Genomic DNA, 22411 nt, shown 5'->3' on the forward strand with positions numbered 1-22411 from the left:
AATGTTTTGATATAAGCTTAAGTCCAATAATTGTTGAAATTATTTATATTGATAGGTAATTTTATTTTATAAATAAAGTATATATTGATCATATGCAACAGCTGATGCACCGAAACCTTCCTTTTGATTTATTAATCCTTCATTTAGATATCTTCCCTTGTTTTCATTTGATATACCAAAATCAAAATATTCTTTGTCATTATAAATTTCATTAATCAACTTATCAAAAATAATATCTAAAGCACCTATTGCTTTACCCTCTTCTGATGCAGATATATATTGAACATGAACATTTTCCTTATTTTCATAAACTACTACTCCTCCTAATAAAGTATTATCTTTGTAAGAACAAAACAACTTTATATTATTAGGAAAGATACTAGCAAGACTTTTAATTTCATTTACTGTATGAACAGGTCTTGATTCATGCTTTTCCATGAGATTCTGCTCTAAAATCACCCAATATTTATCATAGTCATTAGTTTCTAAGACAATTATATTATTTTTTAAGGCCTTATTTATCTGTCTTTTCCTTCTGGTTTCATAATCATTCTTTGTATTTAATTTTATTGAAGATGAAATATTTCTAATATAGAGTTTAGCATTATTTATAAATAATGCATATAAATCCTCCTGTGAAGGAATTTCATGATAAATATAAGGAATAGGCTTATATAAGATTGTTTTAATATTTTTCCCTTTACAAAAATTAATTAGTAAATTGAACATTTCTAACATAGTAGTTGTTTTCATTTTCTTATCTAATATAAAGCCACCATAGGTTAACCCGCCATGACTCATAAGCTCATTACCTTCTATATTTGTTGGAAGTATCCCTATCAAATTTTTCTTATTGTCGTAAAACATAAGAGACATATCAGTAAATCTATCTTTATGATAATCCATATATTCTCTCATAATAAGAAATGTAGCGTTTTTACTTTTCCTTGCAAATTCATTCCAAATACTTTTTTTATCTTCACTATACACTTCTAAATACATTAAATAATTACTCCTCCAAAATTGCATAGCCAAAGCCTGTCTTACCATGCCTATTTCCATTATAAAACATGTAAGTTTTACTATTGAATTTTACTATATTAGGATAACAAATCATTTCTGAATCCCAGCCACTTTCCGATTTTTCAATTCCTGCTTCTTCATCTAGTCTTGTCCAATCAAGTCCATTTTTTGATGTTGCAAATCCAATTTTATATGGTTCATTGATGCTTCTTATTGAATACCACATTTTATACATATCATTTTCCTTTATAACCCATGGCCTTCCAAAACCATATTCATATTCATTCTTGAAGCTTATACATGTATGATTTTCATTAATCCATTCAATTCCATCATATGAATAGGCATATTTTATAACATATTTAGGATAACTTTTATCATTTACTAGAATCCAGTTTATAGCAGAAACATACCAGCATTTAAAAATATTATCTTCTACTATTATGCTTGTTGCAGAACGCAAATACGGTTCTTCTTTCGTTCTATCAAGAACAGGTACCCTTGAAACTTTAGTAAAATTTTCCCCATCTTCGCTTGTGGCTAACCCTGCAAAAAGCATATGAGGTACTCTTTCACATCTTTGCCACCCATAATAATATAAATATTTTTTGTTATCCACTGTTAAGATGCAGGATGGATTAACCCCAGAATCGTCAAAGGTACCAATATCTCCTATATCTAATACTGGCTTTTCACTTATGTTTTTTATATTTTTTAGGTTTAACATATCCACATCAATATAACCGATTCTCCCATACATTTCTCTATCCAGTGTGGCAAAATAAATCCTTACAGTGTCATTACTTATAATATCTGCTGTTGGAATGAGTGCATAGCTTTGCATCCACTCAAATTCACCTTTAGGTGAAAATATTAATCCTTGCTTATTCCATTTCATAAAATCATTCCTTTAAAGAATTCTTTGTTCTTTCAGATAAAAATTCCACATCAGATGCTTTACCTTTTACAATTTTACCACTCTCAATATCCTTTAAAACTAAAGCACCTGCTCCAATAATACAGTCACTTCCTATATTAATATTATTTATTATCGTTGCATTAACCCCTATAAAACAATTATCTCCTATATTGCAAAATCCGGATACAACTGCATGAGATGCTACAAAGCAATTATCTCCAAACCTTGAATGATGGCCAATATGATTTCCACTCCATAAGACAGTATTATTCCCCAATTCAACAAATGGCTGCACCACATTATTTTCAAATATAAAGCAGTGCTCTCCCATCTTTACATTTTTCCATACAAAAGCATGTGAACTAATATATGAAGCTAATTTATATCCTTTATTCTTGCATTCCTTCATTAACCTCGTCCTTAATCTATTTAATTTCTTATAAACTGTCGCAACAAAAACATAGTGATTCTCTGGGTCATACAACTTTTCTATATCTTCAAGAGGAATAACTGGTAATCCAAGCATTTCTTTATCTTTTAAATAATCTTTTTCAACAGAAAAGGCTACAACCTCATAATCAGAATCATAAGTAAAATATTCATATGCTATTTGCGCAAATGCGCTATCACCAATAATTATTAATTTTTTATTTTTATCCATTTATTTGTCCTCCTAAATTAAGGTTTTATAATTAATATATCTTCTCTCCTGTTTGCCATTGGAAGCTTTTTATCCTGAGGAAGTATATAACTGTCAAATCCTGCTAGCCTACACCTTTGAATAATTGACATTACAACCGAGTCATCCATATTTTTTGCCTCAATATTGTTGAATTTTACTATAGGTTGCTCTTTAGTACCTGTGAAATTTTGATGATACTTTATACCTTGATTTGAAGAAAAAAATCTTTTTCTTTTTGATATATTAGGGATATCTCCAATAAGCATTACTCCTAATTCTTTTAAAAGAGTAAGTGAGGTATCAATAAAATTGAATATACTTTGTTCAGTAAATGCATATTGAATTACGCTGTAAGTTATAATACAATCAATTTTTCCTATATAATTTTCTATAAATTTTTCACATGATTTAGGATAATATCCTTTAACTTTTAATACAAAATCATATTCCGGCAGATGATTCAGCATTTCTTCTGAATCAATGAGTATTAACTTATGCTTATTTGTCTTGCAGTATTCAATTAGCATTAAAGTTAAGTTACTACAACCACACCCAATATCTAAAATTGTTTTATTTTTTTCATCTTCCATTCCAAGCTTAGTTATTATGTCATCAAATATAATTTTTTCCTTATTCTGTCTATATTCAATTGGAAAACCAACTTTTTCAATATCATTTAATTTATCATTTTGGGCTAATTCCTTAAATTTTTCATAACTCAAATTCTCAAATATATCTGATTTTAAGTCCACATTATACCTCTCCTTAAATATTTATCATATATTGCAAAAATGATTCTTCATCATAATATTAAATGTATCTCAAGAATTTTAGTCGTGATTGTGAATTGCAACATATATATCATACTTTCTAATTTATGTTTTTTATCACCATTATAGACCATCCAATAATCTTTTATTAAAAATGCTATTAATATAAAATCAAATCAAATAAAAAACAAGTTTATATTCTAAAATTTGCTTTTAAATTTATTCCATGTAAGCTTTAAGTACACTTTCTTACTATCAGCATAGAATATATAGATGAGCTAATTTTTTTTATGATATGGAGATGAATAAATGTATAATTGTTCCATGTTTAAATTTTTAAGTATAAATAGCAACTATGGAAATCTAACGCCTATTGAGGAGGTATTTGATGTTCCTTTTGACATAAAACGAATTTATTATATTACTAATGTCCCACAGGGTGTATCAAGAGGTTTTCATGCTCATAGAAGACTTCATCAGGTGCTCATATGTATAAACGGCTCTGTAAAAATAAAATTAAAAAATCCTAAGGAAGAATCAGAAGTTATATTAAACGACTCATCTGATGGATTATATATTGGTCCTTACGTTTGGAGAGAAATGTATGATTTTAGTGAGGATGCGATTCTCTTAGTACTTGCATCGGATTATTATAATGAAAATGATTATATACGAAATATTGATTTTTATATGAATGAAGCTGCAACTAGATATTAGGAAGTGATTTTATGAAAATACCTTTTTTAAAACTTGAACGAATGCATGCTGAAATAAGAAATGAAATTTTATCTGCTTTCGAAAAAATATATGATAAAAATATCTTTATTTTAGGAGATAGTGTAACTGCTTTTGAAAGAGAATTTGCTAAATACTGCAATGTCGCCCATTGTATAAGTTGTGGAAATGGATTAGATGCACTTTCAATAATTTTACGAGGATATGATATTGGAGAAGGTGATGAAATCATTGTACCTTCTAACACTTACATTGCAACTTCACTTGCTGTTTCTTATGTTGGTGCTAAAGTCGTTCTGGTGGAACCTGATATTAAAACCTTTAATATCGATGTAAATAAAATTGAAGCTGCTATTACTTCAAGAACGAAAGCAGTTATTGCAGTTCACTTATATGGTAGACCGGCAGAAACAGATAAAATAAAATTATTATGCGAGAAAGACAACTTAAAGCTAATTGAAGATGCTGCTCAGGCTCATGGTGCTATATATGGTGGAAAGAAAGCAGGCAATCTTGGTGATGCAGCTGGTTTTAGTTTCTATCCCGGAAAAAATTTAGGTGCATTAGGTGATGGTGGAGCCATCTTAACAAATGATGATATTTTGGCTAAGAAGGTCCAAGCTATAAGAAATTATGGATCAACAATTAAATATTATAACAAATACAAAGGAGTTAATTCCAGGCTAGATGAAATACAAGCTGGATTTTTGAGCATAAAGCTTAAGTATCTTGATAAATGGAATTTTGATAGGCAAAAAACTGCTAAACTTTATTTAGAGGGAATTAATAATAATAAAATAATTCTTCCATATGTAGACTCTGTTCAAGAATCTATATGGCATGTATTTCCTATAAGAACAGAATTTAGAGATGATCTACAAAGTTATTTGAAAGCCAATGGAATTGGCACTTTAATTCATTATCCAGTACCTATTCATCTTCAAAAGGCCTATAAAGATTTAGGATATAAACCAGGCGATTTTAAAGTGGCAGAAGATATATCAAATACCGAATTAAGCTTGCCTTTGTGGTATGGAATGAATAAAAATGAAATTAATTATATAATAGATACTTTAAACAAGTGGTAAATATCACGAGAATAAAATTTTTTTCTTTAGTAATATACTAGCAAATGCTCAAAAGGACCTACATTTTTATTTTGTAGATCCTTTTATATAAATACTTAATTATTTTCTTTATTTAATTTACCTTTTATTTGTTTTGCGATTTCATTTGCAGCAATCATACCAGTTTGAAGGGCACCTTGTTGACTTACATGCTTTTGTGATATATGCTCCCCTGCAAAAAATACTCGATTTTCCATTTCAGGAACCGTTACATCATAAGAAAACAGTGTTTTGTCTTCAGGCTTTGATAATGCTCCTGCCGTCCATATATACTGTACATCTGACCAAATCAATGATTTGTAATCAATTACTTTGTCATCAAGGTAATGAGGAGTAAGGCCATGAACTTTTTCTATATACCTTATTACATCATCAATTAATAGTTCTGGACTTTCATTTCCAAGTCTCATTGCTTCCTGACACCAAGTATAACTAGCTAATAATACGCCTTCTTCATTTGGAGTTACTCCAGGTTTTAATACCCATTTACCATATTTATTAACTACAGCTTTAGAGTGATCAGAAGGATAGTAAATTGAAGTTAATGGAAGATCGGTAAACGAGCATCCTCCTATTATCTTTTTTGATGCATTTCCCATTTCCCAAAATCTTTCCTTAAGAAATAGATATATCTTATGTGATGTCTCATTGTTCATTTCATTTATAGCTTGTATTTTTTTTGTTGTAAAAAGAGGTTCTATTTCAATTCTTCTTAAGCTAGAAAATGGTATTGCACATATTACATAATCAAATTCTTCAGATGTTTTTCTATTATCTCTATTATCTATATATTTAAGTATAATTTTATCTTTTGTAGAATCATTATATATTCCACAAATAGGGAATCCCATTTTTATTTCAATTTTCCCTAATTGTTCTTTACTAATGCCATTATAAGCTTCTTCATTTCTATCACAAAGCGCTTCATATAAAGAATGAGGTAAATTTATCATTCCTTCAGTAATACGATAATTATATTCAAAATCAGCTGTATAATATTGCTGAAGCATCTCAGTAAGACTTAAATTAAAAAATTGTTCTTTACCTCCCAAGCAGCCAAGCATTGTTATAAAATCCTGACTGACATCCATATTCTTACACGCATTTCTATAACTTAATTTATCTATGTCTATTATACTATCTGAGTATTCTGCTTTTACTTGAATTAATTCCCTTCTTACTTCTGTAGGGAGCGATTTCAAATATTTTTCATATATCTTTCCATAAAATTCAAACCATATTTGTTTTTTCTCTGTTTCACTCAGATTAAATTTAGAATATATATTATTTTCTACACTTTTTCCTTTAGCATCATTTACTGCTCGTTCATTTCTAACATATAACAAAGCATTATCATTATTATTTACAAAGGGACTTGTATGAAGTTTAAAGAGATTTATATAATGCCAAGTAGTTTCATGAGATATAGGTATACTCATTGGCCCTAATTCACCATAATATTTTTTATTTCTATCAAAATAATGGGTGTATACTCTTCCTCCTATCCTCTGACTTGCTTCAAATAAAGTAATGTTACATCCTGTCTTTCTAAGTTCAAAGGCAGCAGCTAAACCAGCTTCTCCAGCACCAATTACTGCTACCTTTGTATCTTTAGCTATTCCTATTGGACAAATATTTGTTATCTCTTCTGGAGGGCTCATTAAATCAATTATATTCTCTAGATCATCTAATCTATTTTGTAACTTGAGTATATATTCAAGCATGGTATGTCTTTCGCACTCACCAGGATTATCTATTTGGTAAGGAGAGTTTGAATTATTATAAGAATTCATAACTTTCACATCCTAATATCTTTATTACATATATAATTATATATGTACCGCTTCTTTAGTCTGATGTTATCCTGTTTTATAAATTCTCATTATTGCCACTAATAGTTTTTCTATATCATCAAATGTATTAAAATATCCAGGACTAACTCTTACTGTGCCGGCATATTCTGTACCAATAAGTTCATGTATTAATGGTGCGCAATGGTAACCTGTTCGTACAGCAATTCCCTCTTCATTCAATTGGTCACCAACAATAGAAGCATCAATTCCATCTATATTGAATGAAATTACTGATCCTCTTCTCTTTACAGAATCACTTCCATAGATCTTTATATAAGAAAGTTTTTTCAGTTCTTCCAATAAGTATGATATTAATTCCTTTTCAGATTTTTGTATGTTATCTATTCCAATTCGATTAATGAATTTAATACCTTCTCCAAGACCAGCAATACCAGGTGTATTTAATGTTCCACTTTCAAACTGATCTGGCATGAAGTCTGGTTGAATCATAAAATGAGAATTGCTTCCTGTTCCACCTTCTTTAAAATTTTTTAATTTTATTCCTTCTCTTATAAATAGGCCGCCTGTTCCTTGAGGTCCCAACAATCCCTTATGTCCTGAAAAAGCCAATAAATCAATATTATTTTCTTCTACATCAATTGGAATGGCTCCAACACTTTGAGATGCGTCTAGCATAAATATAATTCCTTTTGACTTTAAAAGGTTTCCTATGTTTTTGATATCTTGAACACTCCCAAGTACATTGGATACATGATTAATAATGACCATTTTTGTATTTTTATTTATCACCTCTTTAATATCCCTAATATTAACATAACCAGCTTTATCAGCACTTACTAATGTTACTTCAACCCCATTTTCACTTAGAGAGTGCAGTGGCCTTAAAACGGAATTATGTTCGATCACTGTGCTTATAACATGATCTCCTTTTTCTAAAACTCCTTTAATTCCTATATTTAAAGCTTCTGTTGCATTGCTTGTGAAAATCAAATTAAATGGACTAGGAATATTAAATAACTTACATATTTCTTCTCTTGTTTCCATAATTTTCGAAGCCGCTTTTATAGCCATGTCATATGAACTTCTTCCAGGATTAGCAGCATAGCTTTTCATACATTTTAGTACTTCATTATAAACTTCTGATGGTTTTGGAAATGACGTAGCCGCATTATCTAAATAAATCATATAAAGCTCCTTATTAAATATAAGTGTTATACCAATTCAATTGTTCTAATAGACTCTATTAATATTTAACACAATAAATTGTGATGAAATTAGACTCAATAATAAAAAGGATGATTGAAATTTTAGAGTTTACTTTATATTAAGTAATCATTTGTATAATGTAATAATGCATAGTTCTATACAAAATAGAAGAAACATCTAAAAGTAAAATTTCTAATTTCGAAATAATAACAATCATCCTTGTAGACAAAGCTCTTACAAATGATTCTGAAAATCACAATTTAATTTTCTTTAAAAGAACTTAAAAGGTCTATTTTCTAATATTTGTTATAGAACAAGGTTTAATAGAGCTAAAAGAAACTTTTAGAAGATTATCATTTAAAAGAAATATTTGCTAATTGTTCTCGTCAGCATTATCATCACAATCTGGGAACAATGGCTCTAAGTTTTGATCAGGATAGAACTTAGGAATTGGAGCTCGTACAAATTTTTCACATGGGTCTTCCTCTGGTTCTTCTTTACATGGTTCTTTTGGTACTGGACAATAATCATAAGCAGGAATGAGAAGTTGTACAATAAGTTCACATTTTACAACAATGTAGTAACCTAAAGTTATATCTAAAACACTGTCACAATTTTCATCTTCAACTATTTCACCATTTAAAGCTTGAGCAACCATTTCAAGTTTTATTATATTAGAATCTAAATCTTGTGCATCTATAACTGGTACATAACTTGCAGAAATTTGTGCTACAGAATCAGGACAATAGAACTTACCAATTACATCCGTTCTATTAATTTCATATAATTCACTTTTGTTCACACCATTGCAGTCAATATAATCTGCATAAAAAGAAATAATGTAAGAAATGACTATTTTCTTAAAGCCAGGTTTTCCTTTAAGTGGAATCTTATCTACCGATATTAATTTTACATTGAAGTCTCTACTTCCAATATATCTCTTTGGATCTATTAGTGGATCGCTTCTTAATTCGCAATCTGTAGTATTTGTATCAGGACCTTCGCAGTATACAAGACATCTTTTTATTAAGCATTGATCAAAGATTTTAGGTATTTCAACGCAAACTAACTCAGAAGGATCTGGTAAACGTCCTTGTTTATTTACAATACCAGGACGTGGTGAGAATTTTTTGAAGTTAATGGACATAAATTTTCCTCCTCTTGAAAGATTATGATAAATGTAAATTTATTTAGTATTTATAGTACATCATATGTGTGAACATAAAAGTGGTGACATTTAAAAAAAAATTTTTTTCATTTAATTAATAACATTACTCATATAAAAATAACTATTTAATCATCTGATATAGATAAAAGATATATAACTTAGGGCTATGCAGTGGCTTTGAGTTAATATCTTCACTAGAAATTATAAATATTTTTTCAGAATAAAAATATTTATAATTTCGGTAAGTTCAAAAATGAGTATTATTCTTAAATTACATATATATATGCCGCAATGCATAATACACATCTCACAATTACGGCTAAAATTCTTGCAATATTTTTATAATTATCCTGAAGAATTATTTTTGCAATATATATATAAGTTTAAATTATACCTCTTTAAATCATATATTATAATCTGGATATTTACTCAAGTCTAACTCATTTAACATTGAATTAGCTTTATCCTTTTCAGATAAAATCACATTTTCTATATTTTCTAAAGGCCAATTAACATTTATATCCGGATCGTTCCACATAATTCCGCATTCATACTCTTTTGCATAATAATCTGTACATTTATAATTTAATATAGCTTCGTTGGAAATTACTAAAAAACCATGGGCAAAACCTTCTGGAACATAGAACTGTTTCTTGTTTTCTTCACTCAAAACGATTCCTTCCCAGTTACCATAAGTTTTGGAGCCATTTCTTAAATCAACGGCCACATCAAAAACTTCACCTTTTGTTACTCTTATAAGCTTACCTTGACTATGCTCTCTTTGAAAATGAAGCCCTCTTAGAACCCCTTTAACTGACTTAGATTCATTATCTTGAACAAAATTCATATTAAAGCCAGCTGCTTCAAATTGTTTTTTATTGTAATTTTCCATAAAGTAACCTCTATTGTCCCCAAAAACTTTAGGCTCTATTATATAAAGGCCTTTTATTTTGCTTTCGTAAAAACTGAAATTTCCCATATTCACACCTCTAAATTTGTAATACACTTGTTATTATATTCATGAACTTCGCCTTCCTCTACCATATCCATTAAATATTTTCCATATCCTGTCTTCATTAATGATTTAGCAAGTTCTATAACTTTTTCTGATGTTATCCAGCCTTTTCTATAAGCAATTTCTTCAAGACACGCTATATATATTCCTTGGGTATTCTGAATTGCATCAACGAAATTAGATGCTTGAAGCATAGATGAATGTGTTCCTGTGTCTAGCCAAGCCATTCCTCTTCCTAGTAGATCAACTTTCAATTTTCCTTCATTCATATAGGCTTTATTTAGATCTGTTATTTCTAGTTCTCCTCTGGCAGAAGGTTCTAACTCTTTAGCCTTTTTGACTACTGTATTATCATAAAAATAGAGACCTGGTACAGCATATTTTGATTTTGGATTTTCTGGTTTTTCTTCTAATGAAATGACTTTGCCGTTAGCATCAAATTCAACCACTCCAAAGGCCTTTGGATTTTGAACATAGTAACCAAATATATATGCTCCACTATCTAGATTAGCCGCTTTCATTAAATGTTCTGAAAAGCTTTGTCCATAGAAAATATTATCTCCAAGTATCATTGCTACATTATCATTACCAATAAACTTTTCACCGATAATGAATGCCTCTGCAAGGCCATTGGGTTTTTCTTGAATAGCATAATCAATATTTAATCCTAATTCTTTTCCATCATTAAATAATTCTCTAAAATTTTTTATATCTCTTGGAGTTGATATAATTAAAATGTCTTTAATTCCCGAAAGCATTAATACTGACATTGGATAATAAATCATTGGTTTGTCATATATTGGCACCATTTGTTTAGATATCGATTTTGTCACTGGATAGAGACGAGTCCCAGAACCGCCTGCTAAAATAATTCCTTTCATTTTAATCCCCCATAATATTCTGATTAATTGTCTAACTTCAGAATAAATTCGTTTATTAATTATGTTATGAAAAAGTATATTATATAGTTACTTTCTAAAATCATAAAATTTAAGTTGTAATTAATGCAATATCCCCCATTTGTAACAAAATATAATACAAATCATACTATGTAATAGCATGGCATACAATGCTATGTTTGTTTATAAAGGGGGTTAAAAAAATTGTGGGATACGATGATTTTTTTGATGAGAATATAGATAACAAAAGAAAATATTCTTCTATTGATAAAAAAAATGACGATAGATATGACTTAGAATGCTTAATGGGATTAATAGATTTTGATAACTGTAAGAGAGGACCTCAAGGGCCACAAGGACCACAAGGTGCTCAAGGAGCTCAAGGACCACGAGGATTCCAAGGATCTCAAGGTGCTCAAGGAGCTCAAGGCGCACAAGGTGCTCAGGGATCTCAAGGATCACAAGGACCTCAAGGCGCACAAGGTGCACAAGGTGCTCAGGGATCACAAGGAGCTCAAGGACCTCAAGGCGCACAAGGTGCTCAGGGATCACAAGGAGCTCAAGGACCTCAAGGTGCACAAGGTGCTCAGGGAGCTCAAGGTACTCAAGGAGCTCAAGGTACTCAAGGTGCTCAAGGATTCCAAGGACCACAAGGTGCTCAAGGAGTTCAAGGTGCTCAAGGAGCTCAAGGATTCCAAGGACCACAAGGTACTCAAGGACCTCAAGGTGCTCAAGGTGCACAAGGAGTTCAGGGAGCTCAAGGGGCTCAAGGCGCACAAGGTGCTCAGGGATCACAAGGACCTCAAGGTGCACAAGGTGCTCAGGGAGCTCAAGGCACTCAAGGAGCTCAAGGTACTCAAGGTGCTCAAGGATTCCAAGGACCACAAGGTGCTCAAGGAGTTCAAGGTGCTCAAGGAGCTCAAGGATTCCAAGGACCACAAGGTACTCAAGGACCTCAAGGTGCTCAAGGTGCACAAGGAGTTCAGGGAGCTCAAGGGGCTCAAGGCGCACAAGGTGCTCAGGGATCACAAGGAGCTCAAGGACCTCAAGGTGCTCAGGGAGCTCAAGGTACTCAAGGAGCTCAAGGTACTCAAGGTGCTCAAGGATTCCAAGGACCACAAGGTACTCAAGGTGCTCAAGGATCTCAAGGACCACAAGGGACTCAAGGTGCACAAGGACCTCAAGGATCTCAAGGATTACAAGGAACTCAAGGACCACGAGGATTCCAAGGTGCTCAAGGACCACAAGGGCCACAAGGTGCTCAAGGTGCTCAAGGACCACAAGGTACTCAGGGATTACAAGGAACTCAAGGACCACGAGGATTCCAAGGCGCACAAGGTCCACAGGGATCACAAGGTGCTCAAGGATTCCAAGGACCACAAGGAGCTCAGGGTGCTCAAGGATCACAAGGATCACAAGGTGCTCAAGGACTTCAAGGTACTCAAGGTGCTCAAGGACCACAAGGTGGACAGGGATTGCAAGGAACCCAAGGGCCACGAGGATTCCAAGGCGCACAAGGTCCACAGGGATCACAAGGTGCTCAAGGACCACAAGGTGGACAAGGATTACAAGGAACTCAGGGACCTCAAGGATTCCAAGGAGCTCAAGGACCACAGGGATCACAAGGTGCTCAAGGATTCCAAGGACCTCAAGGTGCTCAGGGTGCTCAAGGATCACAAGGAGCTCAAGGACCACAAGGAACTCAAGGAGCTCAAGGACCACAAGGTGGACAAGGATTACAAGGAACTCAGGGACCTCAAGGATTCCAAGGAGCTCAAGGACCTCAAGGATTCCAAGGTGCTCAAGGACCTCAAGGCTCGAGAGTAATTAATATTTATCTTAGTTCACAACAATCAATTCCTAATAATTATTTCTTTGGAATAGGTATAGACTCGATTGATTTCCAAGCAAGCAGTGTAGTTGTACCTCAAAACGCTACAATTACTGGGCTAATTTTTAGTATTAGGAATGAGCCTTTGGATTTAAATCAATCTGTAAGTGCAGAGATATATAGAAGCACAAATTGTGGTGTTAATTCTACAGCAACAGGAATCATAGCAACAGTAACAGGACCAAATCCTACAAATTGTTGTGCATCTGTCCCTGCTAATTTATCTGTAAATCAATGCGATTTATTAAGTGTTAGAATTTCTAGAGTTGGTAACACTGCTGATTTAATTAACGGAGTTACAGCTACTATTATATTAACTTTACCATAAATATCAAAGTCCTAATTAATTAAAAATAGAGTGTTGATAATAAAATCAACACTCTATTCTTAATTGTTTAATTTAGGGACAAAAAACAATGTACTAAGTAGTAAGTAGCTCTGCTAATTTTGCAGATAATTTTATTATTCTGGAATTACAACCAATTTCTCATTGCATGAGGAGCAAAATTTTGCGTACTTAATACATGTTTCCAGTGAATCCGTTGGTTCCATAGGCCACCAACGAATTGATCCCATAGGTGCCTTAGAAGCAAAAAGCTCAATTTCCTCAGGAATACGCCCGACAACCAATACCTCAATATCTTTAAAGTTAGTTTCTAATCCTTTTTTTAGTGTATCTATCAATCTTTTATTTACATTTACAGGAGATGAGTATGGAATTGGAAATATTATTGAAAGTTTATTAGAATTTTCATCAATTATATTCGCTGATTTTAAAGCTAAGTCTCCTTCTTCCCTCTCCCATACACGATTATATGATATAAATTCCTGTAATCCAAGCTCTTCAACTCTTTTGTGAATTCTCTCACTATAATATTTATAAAGTTCTCCTATTAAAATTTGAATCTGTTTGTTTCTGGTAAAAGTTGAATTATCTCCATTTTCATTTCTATATTGTATATATAGCAAATCAGGAATACATATATATTTTGTGCAAAGAAATGTTCGAACTAATATATCGTAATCATCTGCAACTAATAGTTCTTCTCTATGACCGCCAATCATATGGTAGCACTCTTTGGTCCATGCCCGAGGATGATTTGGTAATCCAGCTAAATGAAGTATGGTTGTTCCATTTATTACTGTATTTCTTAATACATTTTGCCATCTGTGCATTTCATGAACCCAGACTCGATAATATACACCATATCCATATCCACAATCCCATCCATACCAATTTGAAATATTGCTTCCGACATATGGTTCAGTGCAATCTCCATATACAAATCCACAATCAGGATGACGTTTAAATGCAGCTACAATTTTTTCTAAGCAATCATGTGTCAATTCATCATCATGATCTACTTCTAATAAGATCTCACCAGTGCATATACCAGCAGCATAGCGTTTTGTGGCACCTATATAACCATTGCGTTGATCTTGCCTATATCTTCTTACACGCGGATCATCCAGAATTAGTAAGTCCTGATTGTAAGTGGTGTCATTATCACCAGAATCGTCTACAATTATCCATTCCCAATTTGAGTAGGTTTGATTCAAGAGTGAATTATATACGCGTTTAATCTTATCCTTAGATTTATATGCGGCTGTAAAAATTGATACTAATGGAACATCAGAAGAAAACTTAGTAATTGGTATTTTTTTATTTTCTGGAAGGAGATCTGTACATTTTAGCCAGCAATAGAATAAATGAGATGGTTGAATATCCTTTATTGAATCATAATGTAGCCAGCGTTTTCTTTCATGATATGGTAATGCATATAGTGTTGTAAACTGGTCTGCATCGCCTCCTATTGAAACATATATACGTGGGGCTTTAGGGTTTATTTTTAAGGTTGTATTTTCTACTTTGTATAATTCAACTTTTATTCCACTTTCAATAATTTCTTTCAACATTTTTTCAAGTTCATCTAATGAAATTTTTCTATCAACAAACATATGGACTGTTAATAATGGAACATCATTAAAGTGCATTTTTATCCTCCTTTTATTTATTAAGTTAAACTTGCCAAGATCTTTTGTGAATTTATAGATATCCAACGTATATTTGGACTTATGTTAATCAAACAAAATTCAATACATTTTTATTAAGACATCTATTTTAAATAATTTGTTTCCAGATTATATAATAATTACCACTTGCTTTTATCAATGTAAATGGATTCTGTTATATTATTTTGCTTAAGAATTCAATTAATTATATAATATTATATTTTTATGAATAAGTTACAGCACCGTTGTATTTCTTATTAATATTAAACACAAAAATAGTCTATGTATATTTTATTAGGATAATCTTTTATAATTATCTTTCATAAAGTACACAGACTATTCAATTGCGTTATTATAATAATAATCGCATGATATTCTTATATAAGAAAAGTCATATAATTATATTAGATATTTCTAAATCGTATATACTTAATTGTATTTTTACAGTTATTATTTGTAGCAGATTGAGCCTAGTGTAAACACTACAACAAATTCAATTTTATCTCCACATTTATTTATAGCCTTAAAATGTAAGATATCAGATGGATAACCACAATTAAGCAACTTTTTTAGATTGTGTTTTGGCATAAATATTATACCTGAACTAACTACTTTATAATATCCTAGGCGTCCACAAATAAAAACTTCATCACAAATACATTTTTTATTGCAGCCAGTGTATATTATTTCAAGTGTATCGCAGTTTGAAGAACATATTGCACTAGCTGTGAAATATTGTAATTTGTTTGGATAAACATAAATTATTTTATTTTCATTTCCAATGCTAGCTTCTAGATTACAATTTATTTTCATTACTGGAGCTTCACACTTATTATCACATGATTTATCAGTTTCTTTTTCTTCAATAATCTCTTTTTCTTCAATACCCATAATTTTCCTCCTAGAATTTAGAGTATAACTGTTTATTTCTATAAATTGTTTTTCCTAATTTCATCACTTTATTTATAACTGTTATATTTTATTATATAAACAATTTTTTTAATTGTTACACTTAATCAATCTACTTTGTTATAAACTGCTCATTAGATTTTAATAATTTAATTTAAATTTAGGTTTTTTAACAATAACGTCTACATAAATTACACGAGAATATTGCAACAAAATCATAAGACTCATGACTACACTTATCTGTGGCTGTGAAATGTAAGATATCTTTTTTTTTAGGATCTAATTTGGAATAAGTTTCAGCTATAATCCCAGAGTGCACTATTTTATATACTGCAAGATTTCCACGAATTCCATTATTTGAAGAACATCCATTATATCTAATAGTTACATCTCCACAACATTTTGATACATCAACTGTAAAAAATTGAGATTCGCCTGGAATTAAATAAAGCATTTTATTTATTGTATCGAAATCCACTTTTAGATTACAACTAGCATAAATCTTAGGTTCGCTTCCTTGGCAACAAGTGTCGTGTTTTTTATTTTCCTCTTTCCCCCAATTTCCTACATTTTCTTTTTCGTTCAAACAATAGTCACATTCTATATCAAAAAAATCATCAGTTACAAAATTCTCGTCATTACATATTTTTTTAGGTTCATTTTTATTGTATGTCTCTTTTTCATTATCCATTCTACTTCCTCCAATTACTGGTATTAATAATTTAGCTTATTCTTTAGAAATTTATAATAAAGTAAAATCTGTGGACACTTATAAAAAAGGATACTTAATTAGGTTCTGTACAGAAAGAGAATAAAAAATATACACCTATTAAAAGAGCACGAAGTGCAATCAAGACCAATTGCCTATTAAAAGAGCACGAAGTGCAATTAAGACCAATTCACCTATTAAAAGAGCACGAAGTGCAATTAATATCAATTCGCCTATTAAAAGAGCATTAAGGCAATTAAAGACTTACTGCATGCAGTCGCCTGCGATTTTTTTATATTCTCTTATATAATAATGTATTAAATATTATTAGAAATGGTACAAAAGGTAATATAAAAACATAATATGTATTAAAATAAAACTTTTTATTACATTGTAGACTAAATTAATTTTAAATTTATAGAATTAATATTTAGTAGCGATTTATTTTCTTTAGTGAAAGGAAGTGGGATTTTGAAGGATAACGAAACTAAAAAAGAAAATTATGAATTTAATGTACATCCTTGTAACTTCAAAGTTAATATTAAAGAAATAAAGCCTTTTTATGTACACTCACGAAATTATATTTTTTTAGACTTACAAGTATTAGATTGTTATAGTGCTAAAAGCCGTTTAAGGATAAAATCATGTCCTCACAATGGTAAGCTATATTCAGTTGAACCCTCTATTCTTGTATATAAGCCAACAGCTGGATTTTGTGGTTATGATTTAATACAAGTACTGATTGAAGATGAGTTTGGTGGAAGACATATAGAAAATATCATAATTCGTGTAATAAATTAAAGAGTGAGATTTTAAATTAATCTCACTCTTTAACTACAAAGATATAAATAAAATTTTATTCATTTGATTCATAATTAGTTATTTCTTTTATTGTATTATCATCATTCATAAAAACAACGGAAGGCTTATATTTTCTAGCTTCATCCTCATTCATTTGTGCGTAAGCTATTATAATAACTTTATCACCAGGTTGTACTAACCTTGCTGCAGCACCATTTAAACAAATAACTCCTGATTCCCTTTTACCCGGAATCACATATGTTTCAAGTCTTGCACCATTATTTATATCAACTATTTGAACTTTTTCGTTTTCTAAGATACCTGCTGCTTCCATTAATGTTTTGTCTATTGTAATGCTTCCTACATAATTTAATTCTGCCTGAGTAACTGTAGCTCTGTGTATTTTTCCTTTTAACATTGTAAGTATCATTAAAATTTCCTCCTGAAAATCTGTTTATTTATCTGTTCATAATAATCAAATTAGTATATATTCCTTTTCGGTATCTTCATAGATACTCTCATTAAATTGAACTTATCTTTTGAAGTATATTCCATATCAGAAATGAAGGTCATGCTTTTGTGGAAGCGTTACATTAGAGGATTTAGCTGTAGATATTTCTTTAGTGGAAGTTGTTCCATTTTTGCTTATCCTGAACTCGTTTCAGGATCATGCAGAAATGGTGCAACTCCTGCTATTAGAAATTCACAGCTTAATCCTCAGTAACCTGAACAAATGCATGATCTTTATTTCGGTGGATTTTACGCATAAGTACATTTTCACCTCAAATATCTATATTATTATATTTCAAATGTAAAATTATCTATTAATCTTGTTTTTCCTATATAAACTGCAATTGGAATCAATACATTTCTCTCAATGATTTCAACGCTTTTTAGTGAATCACTATCTACGATTTCTACATAATCTATTTTTGCTAATGGTTCTGAATTTAGTACCTCTTTTATCGAGTTCTTAATATTATTAGCATTTCTTTCACCTTTTCTTAAGGCATCTTTAGCTATTTCTAAACTTCTACTTAATACTAATGCTGCTTTTCTTTCATCTTTAGAAAGATAAGTATTCCTTGAACTTTTTGCTAGTCCGTCTTCTTCACGGATTATAGGGCAAGCAACTATTTCTACATCAATATTTAAATCTCTAACCATTCTTTTTATAACAGCCACTTGTTGAGCATCTTTTTCTCCAAAATAAGCTTTATCCGGAGTAACTATATTCAAAAATTTTGAAACAACTAAACATACTCCATCGAAATGCCCTGGTCTTTTAGCACCGCAAAGTACACTTGTAAGACCCGATACACTAACACTTGTAGATTTATCTCCATAATACATTTCACTTGGTTCTGGATTGAACACTATTGCTGCGCCTGCATTAATACAAAGTTCCAAATCTTTATTTATGTTTCTTGGGTAACTATCAAAATCTTCATTTGGACCAAATTGTGTTGGATTTACAAATACGCTTACAACGACCTTATCATTTTCTTCAACAGCTCTTTTTATAAGACTCTCATGACCTTCATGCAAAGCTCCCATTGTTGGAACATACCCTACAGAAAGCCCCTCTCTCTTCCATGCCTTAATCAAGCTTCTAAGCTCTTTAATCTCTTTAACTAACATTACTGATCCCCCTTCTCATCCTAATACTAAAATTTAGGTTCATTATCACATAAGTATAAACTTACAGTTGAATATCTATATAGATACTACAATCTTAAACTATACTTAGATCATGAAATATCTTCCAAACTGGAACAAAAGTATATTATTAATTTCGTGAGTTATCGCATAAATCTAAGATTTAGTACAATTTCTTTAATTCATTTTCATCTATTTTAAAAGTGTGTTTTTCTTCTGGGAAATCTCCAGCTTGTACTTCTTTAACATAAGAGCTAATGGCCTCTCTCATAACGTTACCTACATTTGCATATTGTTTTACGAATTTTGGCACAAAGTCATTAAACATGCCTAACATATCTTGATAAACTAAAATTTGACCATCGCAATATTTTCCGGCTCCTATTCCTATCGTTGGAATTGAAACTGCATTTGTTATAAGCTCTGCAACTTTTTCTGGAATTCCCTCAAGAACAATTGAAAATGCTCCTGCTTTCTCAATAAGTACAGCATCATCTATAAGCTGTTTTGCCGCTGCTTCACTCTTCCCTTGAACTTTAAATCCTCCAAAAGCATTTACTGATTGAGGAGTTAATCCTATGTGTCCCATAACTGGTATTTGAGCATCTACAATAGCTTTAATTTGGGCTGCAACATTAGCACCGCCCTCAAGCTTAACAGCATTAGCTCCACCTTCTTTTATTAATCTTCCTGCATTTAAAACTGCTTGTTCGATAGATACATGATATGATAAAAAAGGCATATCACTTACAATAAGAGCATTTTTAGCACCCTTCTTAACAGCTTTTGTATGATAAATGATTTCATCCATAGTAACAGCTAATGTATCTTCTTCCCCTTTAATAACCATGCCAAGAGAATCTCCAATTAAAATCCCGTTAACACCACTTTCATCAATGATTTTCGCCATTGAGTAATCATATGCTGTAAGCATACTTAATCTTCTTTTCTCTTCTTTGGCTTGTTTAAAAGTTAATACTGTATTTTTCACTAATTTACGCCTCCTAAAAACTTATAAATTTCCAAATGCTTTTTTGAATTACTTAATACATTTTCTATTTGACTCTTATTTTTCATGTCATAGAAACATTCTTCTATGTTTTCTGTAATATCTGCATTATTTTTATCTCTCAAGGCCACAAGTTTTAATAGATTAAAAGATAATATCTTATATAAATCTTTATCTTTGTCCTCTAAAACAGAAATATGCTTCTCAATTGTTGTAATATCTCCCCTTGCTATAGGACCTGTTAAAGAATTAACAAACCCTTTTGCATAAATACTATCAATGTTACCCTTTATTAAAGGTTTTAAAGCATTTAAAGCTTCTTCATCATCTAGTCCAAGTTTTTTTAAATAACTCGTTCCTATATCAAGCAAAGATAATGCTAAGTTAGATACAAAAACGCTAGCTAAATGATATGTTGAGGAATCTTCTGCTTTTCTAACAAAGTACTTATTTCCAATAAGCTTAAGTACACTAATAATAGATGAATCTTCTAAAATATCACCTTCAATTGAAAAATATATATCTTCCAATTCTTTTAAGTTTGTTTCTTTACTAGAGAATGCAAATATTGGATGTAGAGAATAAATCATTGCACCAGAATGTTTCGCATTACATAATACATTTGATTTGAGTGAACCACTTGTGTGGCAAATAGATTTGTTATTTAGATCAAATTTTGATAATTCAATATCTATAATTGAAATGATGTCATCAGGAGTTGTAATAAATAATATATCACTATCTTTAATAATATCTTGAATGTTGTTATAAAATTTAGATTTTGTAATATTTGCTGCATCTATGGCATTTAAGTCATCTTTTCCATAAAAGCCGCTTAATTCTATCCCTTTATGAGTAAAGTAGCGTCCTAAACTCACGCCTACCTTCCCTGGGCCAATAAATCCAATTTTAATGGTATCACCTCCATATACGTGTGAGTGATACAACATCCTAATTTCAATCTCATTCATTATAGATATGAGTTGTATTATATATAATTAATGCTAAAAAATTTGGTGTAACTCTTTTTCGATACTACCCATTGATATTCTACCACTATGTTTTGATTTTAACAATGATAAATTTTTTTATTCTTTAGGAATTTATATTCCAGTAAAATCTATGGATAACTTAAAAAGGTTGATTGGATAGTTTGGGTATTTAAAAAAGAATAAAAAGAAAATCTTATTCGCCTGCCAAGTTTTTCTCACATGCGTTCGAAAAGGCAGATGCGTGAAAAAAATCTCCGCCTCCACAATCGCCTGCGATTTTTTTATTTAAATACAAAAAAAAAGCAAGAATACTTTTTAATTCTTGCTTTTTTGTATTTTTATAAAAACTTATACAATTTCCTCTATTGTAATTACATTTTCAAGGCTATGAAGCTTTAAAATGTACTCTGAATGATTAATTTTTTCAGGTAATGTTAAAGTCATTCTAAGCCCAATTATATGATTGTCAAGCTCTTTCGCTTTCTTAAGTTCTAGATTAGAAATTTTTGTTCCATCTAGTTTTATTGCATTCATAAAGTTCGTAACGCCTGCTATATGCTTGAGTTCAGCATATACATCCAATTCGTTAGACTTAGCCCTATAATGTAAATCTGCTTTATGAAGTACTGTTAATACACCTAATAAGAAGAAGCATGAAATAATAGCGCCTTCATAAAAACCAATTCCAATGGCAAGTCCCATACATGCGCAGGCCCAAAGACCAGCTGCAGTTGTAAGGCCTTTAACTTCATTACGACCAACTACGATAATAGTACCCGCTCCTAGGAATCCAATACCACTTATAACTTGAGCACCCATTCTGCTTACATCATCTTGAATGTGTAATATATCTCTCATGTATTGTCCTGTTATCATAATTAAAGTTGCACCAATACAAACTAATATATGAGTTCTAAGACCAGCCGGCCTTTTTTTTCTTCCTCTTTCAAGCCCAATAATCCCTGCACAAATTGTAGCAAGAGTAAGCCTTAAAATTATAGATGCAGTATTAACTTCCCTCAAGTAGTTTGTCAGTTCATTTATTGTATTCTCCATATAACCACCTTCAT

The 22411-nt window shown here is 31.1% G+C and carries 21 protein-coding genes; 4 read left to right on the forward strand and 17 right to left on the reverse strand.

What is annotated here, in order from left to right; genetic code table 11:
* Window positions 1-66 precede the first annotated feature (66 nt).
* Genes F3K33_RS13260 through F3K33_RS13275 form a run of 4 tightly spaced genes read right to left on the reverse strand, consistent with a single transcriptional unit; the run spans window position 67 to window position 3376 of the window.
* On the reverse strand, window positions 67-1002 hold the full coding sequence (locus F3K33_RS13260) for a GNAT family N-acetyltransferase (RefSeq protein WP_039770997.1): 936 nt from the start codon (window positions 1000-1002) through the stop codon (window positions 67-69).
* Between the two features lie 7 nt (window positions 1003-1009).
* Complete coding sequence (locus F3K33_RS13265; RefSeq protein WP_039770999.1) at window positions 1010-1921, reverse strand: glycoside hydrolase family protein; 912 nt, start codon at window positions 1919-1921, stop codon at window positions 1010-1012.
* Between the two features lie 4 nt (window positions 1922-1925).
* On the reverse strand, window positions 1926-2603 hold the full coding sequence (locus F3K33_RS13270) for an acetyltransferase (protein WP_009169205.1): 678 nt from the start codon (window positions 2601-2603) through the stop codon (window positions 1926-1928).
* Between the two features lie 17 nt (window positions 2604-2620).
* A complete protein-coding gene (locus F3K33_RS13275) occupies window positions 2621-3376 on the reverse strand; it encodes a class I SAM-dependent methyltransferase (protein ID WP_039771004.1) in 756 nt (251 codons plus the stop codon).
* 327 nt (window positions 3377-3703) lie between these two features.
* On the opposite strand from F3K33_RS13275, the gene F3K33_RS13280 reads away from it, so the two are divergent.
* Both F3K33_RS13280 and F3K33_RS13285 read left to right on the forward strand, forming a co-directional pair.
* Entirely contained in the window at window positions 3704-4111 is a 408-nt protein-coding gene (locus tag F3K33_RS13280) for a sugar 3,4-ketoisomerase (RefSeq protein WP_012058807.1), read from the forward strand.
* An 11-nt stretch (window positions 4112-4122) separates the two neighbouring features.
* Window positions 4123-5217 (forward strand): DegT/DnrJ/EryC1/StrS family aminotransferase, encoded by a 1095-nt coding sequence (locus F3K33_RS13285; protein WP_039771006.1) that lies wholly within the window; start codon window positions 4123-4125, stop codon window positions 5215-5217.
* A gap of 95 nt (window positions 5218-5312) precedes the next feature.
* On the opposite strand, the gene F3K33_RS13290 is transcribed toward F3K33_RS13285, so the two are convergent.
* From F3K33_RS13290 to rfbA, 5 genes are all read right to left on the reverse strand, one after another.
* Window positions 5313-7049, reverse strand: coding sequence for a flavin monoamine oxidase family protein (locus F3K33_RS13290; protein ID WP_039771008.1), 1737 nt, complete (start codon window positions 7047-7049; stop codon window positions 5313-5315).
* Window positions 7050-7115: 66 nt separating this feature from the next.
* A complete protein-coding gene (locus tag F3K33_RS13295; RefSeq protein WP_039771011.1) occupies window positions 7116-8255 on the reverse strand; it encodes an aminotransferase class V-fold PLP-dependent enzyme in 1140 nt (379 codons plus the stop codon).
* A gap of 394 nt (window positions 8256-8649) precedes the next feature.
* Window positions 8650-9423 (reverse strand): hypothetical protein, encoded by a 774-nt coding sequence (locus F3K33_RS13300; RefSeq protein WP_012058811.1) that lies wholly within the window; start codon window positions 9421-9423, stop codon window positions 8650-8652.
* 424 nt (window positions 9424-9847) lie between these two features.
* Window positions 9848-10423, reverse strand: coding sequence for a dTDP-4-dehydrorhamnose 3,5-epimerase (gene rfbC / locus F3K33_RS13305; RefSeq protein ID WP_039771014.1), 576 nt, complete (start codon window positions 10421-10423; stop codon window positions 9848-9850).
* A gap of 2 nt (window positions 10424-10425) precedes the next feature.
* Complete coding sequence (rfbA, locus tag F3K33_RS13310) at window positions 10426-11340, reverse strand: glucose-1-phosphate thymidylyltransferase RfbA (RefSeq protein ID WP_012058813.1); 915 nt, start codon at window positions 11338-11340, stop codon at window positions 10426-10428.
* A gap of 224 nt (window positions 11341-11564) precedes the next feature.
* On the opposite strand from rfbA, the gene F3K33_RS26980 reads away from it, so the two are divergent.
* On the forward strand, window positions 11565-13577 hold the full coding sequence (locus F3K33_RS26980) for a collagen-like domain-containing protein (protein ID WP_039771016.1): 2013 nt from the start codon (window positions 11565-11567) through the stop codon (window positions 13575-13577).
* Window positions 13578-13711: 134 nt separating this feature from the next.
* On the opposite strand, the gene F3K33_RS13320 is transcribed toward F3K33_RS26980, so the two are convergent.
* From F3K33_RS13320 to F3K33_RS13330, 3 genes are all read right to left on the reverse strand, one after another.
* Window positions 13712-15244 carry a glycosyltransferase gene (locus tag F3K33_RS13320; protein WP_039771018.1) on the reverse strand — a complete coding sequence of 511 codons (1533 nt, stop codon included), beginning with the start codon at window positions 15242-15244 and terminating at the stop codon, window positions 13712-13714.
* Between the two features lie 468 nt (window positions 15245-15712).
* A complete protein-coding gene (locus F3K33_RS13325; protein ID WP_012058816.1) occupies window positions 15713-16153 on the reverse strand; it encodes a hypothetical protein in 441 nt (146 codons plus the stop codon).
* Window positions 16154-16340: 187 nt separating this feature from the next.
* Complete coding sequence (locus F3K33_RS13330; protein ID WP_039771020.1) at window positions 16341-16862, reverse strand: hypothetical protein; 522 nt, start codon at window positions 16860-16862, stop codon at window positions 16341-16343.
* Window positions 16863-17351: 489 nt separating this feature from the next.
* On the opposite strand from F3K33_RS13330, the gene F3K33_RS13335 reads away from it, so the two are divergent.
* Window positions 17352-17681: a hypothetical protein gene (locus F3K33_RS13335; RefSeq protein WP_012058818.1), complete on the forward strand. Its 330-nt coding sequence runs from the start codon at window positions 17352-17354 to the stop codon at window positions 17679-17681.
* Window positions 17682-17736: 55 nt separating this feature from the next.
* Here F3K33_RS13335 and panD read toward each other — a convergent pair whose 3' ends face one another.
* The 5 genes from panD to F3K33_RS13365 all read right to left on the reverse strand — a co-directional run bounded on the left by panD (window position 17737) and on the right by F3K33_RS13365 (window position 22397).
* Window positions 17737-18111 carry an aspartate 1-decarboxylase gene (panD, locus tag F3K33_RS13340; protein WP_012058819.1) on the reverse strand — a complete coding sequence of 125 codons (375 nt, stop codon included), beginning with the start codon at window positions 18109-18111 and terminating at the stop codon, window positions 17737-17739.
* A 368-nt stretch (window positions 18112-18479) separates the two neighbouring features.
* A complete protein-coding gene (panC, locus tag F3K33_RS13350; RefSeq protein ID WP_012058820.1) occupies window positions 18480-19322 on the reverse strand; it encodes a pantoate--beta-alanine ligase in 843 nt (280 codons plus the stop codon).
* 181 nt (window positions 19323-19503) lie between these two features.
* On the reverse strand, window positions 19504-20331 hold the full coding sequence (gene panB / locus F3K33_RS13355; protein ID WP_039771023.1) for a 3-methyl-2-oxobutanoate hydroxymethyltransferase: 828 nt from the start codon (window positions 20329-20331) through the stop codon (window positions 19504-19506).
* Window positions 20331-21320: a Rossmann-like and DUF2520 domain-containing protein gene (locus F3K33_RS13360; RefSeq protein ID WP_039771024.1), complete on the reverse strand. Its 990-nt coding sequence runs from the start codon at window positions 21318-21320 to the stop codon at window positions 20331-20333. The genes panB and F3K33_RS13360 overlap by 1 nt, the downstream gene beginning before the upstream one ends.
* Window positions 21321-21689: 369 nt before the next feature.
* On the reverse strand, window positions 21690-22397 hold the full coding sequence (locus F3K33_RS13365) for an MgtC/SapB family protein (protein WP_017210515.1): 708 nt from the start codon (window positions 22395-22397) through the stop codon (window positions 21690-21692).
* Window positions 22398-22411 lie beyond the last annotated feature (14 nt).

Source organism: Clostridium beijerinckii, from assembly GCF_008705175.1.
GTDB lineage: Bacteria > Bacillota > Clostridia > Clostridiales > Clostridiaceae > Clostridium > Clostridium beijerinckii.

What these genes read in the sequence shown, in the direction of transcription:
- F3K33_RS13260 (WP_039770997.1), bottom strand. Translation starts at nt 1,002, where the DNA reads ATGTATTTAGAAGTGTATAGTGAAGATAAAAAAAGTATTTGGAATGAA.
- F3K33_RS13265 (WP_039770999.1), bottom strand. Translation starts at nt 1,921, where the DNA reads ATGAAATGGAATAAGCAAGGATTAATATTTTCACCTAAAGGTGAATTT.
- F3K33_RS13270 (WP_009169205.1), bottom strand. Translation starts at nt 2,603, where the DNA reads ATGGATAAAAATAAAAAATTAATAATTATTGGTGATAGCGCATTTGCG.
- F3K33_RS13280 (WP_012058807.1), top strand. Translation starts at nt 3,704, where the DNA reads ATGTATAATTGTTCCATGTTTAAATTTTTAAGTATAAATAGCAACTAT.
- F3K33_RS13285 (WP_039771006.1), top strand. Translation starts at nt 4,123, where the DNA reads ATGAAAATACCTTTTTTAAAACTTGAACGAATGCATGCTGAAATAAGA.
- F3K33_RS13290 (WP_039771008.1), bottom strand. Translation starts at nt 7,049, where the DNA reads ATGAATTCTTATAATAATTCAAACTCTCCTTACCAAATAGATAATCCT.
- F3K33_RS13295 (WP_039771011.1), bottom strand. Translation starts at nt 8,255, where the DNA reads ATGATTTATTTAGATAATGCGGCTACGTCATTTCCAAAACCATCAGAA.
- F3K33_RS13300 (WP_012058811.1), bottom strand. Translation starts at nt 9,423, where the DNA reads ATGTCCATTAACTTCAAAAAATTCTCACCACGTCCTGGTATTGTAAAT.
- rfbC (WP_039771014.1), bottom strand. Translation starts at nt 10,423, where the DNA reads ATGGGAAATTTCAGTTTTTACGAAAGCAAAATAAAAGGCCTTTATATA.
- rfbA (WP_012058813.1), bottom strand. Translation starts at nt 11,340, where the DNA reads ATGAAAGGAATTATTTTAGCAGGCGGTTCTGGGACTCGTCTCTATCCA.
- F3K33_RS13320 (WP_039771018.1), bottom strand. Translation starts at nt 15,244, where the DNA reads ATGCACTTTAATGATGTTCCATTATTAACAGTCCATATGTTTGTTGAT.
- F3K33_RS13325 (WP_012058816.1), bottom strand. Translation starts at nt 16,153, where the DNA reads ATGGGTATTGAAGAAAAAGAGATTATTGAAGAAAAAGAAACTGATAAA.
- F3K33_RS13330 (WP_039771020.1), bottom strand. Translation starts at nt 16,862, where the DNA reads ATGGATAATGAAAAAGAGACATACAATAAAAATGAACCTAAAAAAATA.
- panD (WP_012058819.1), bottom strand. Translation starts at nt 18,111, where the DNA reads ATGATACTTACAATGTTAAAAGGAAAAATACACAGAGCTACAGTTACT.
- panC (WP_012058820.1), bottom strand. Translation starts at nt 19,322, where the DNA reads ATGTTAGTTAAAGAGATTAAAGAGCTTAGAAGCTTGATTAAGGCATGG.
- F3K33_RS13360 (WP_039771024.1), bottom strand. Translation starts at nt 21,320, where the DNA reads ATGAATGAGATTGAAATTAGGATGTTGTATCACTCACACGTATATGGA.
- F3K33_RS13365 (WP_017210515.1), bottom strand. Translation starts at nt 22,397, where the DNA reads ATGGAGAATACAATAAATGAACTGACAAACTACTTGAGGGAAGTTAAT.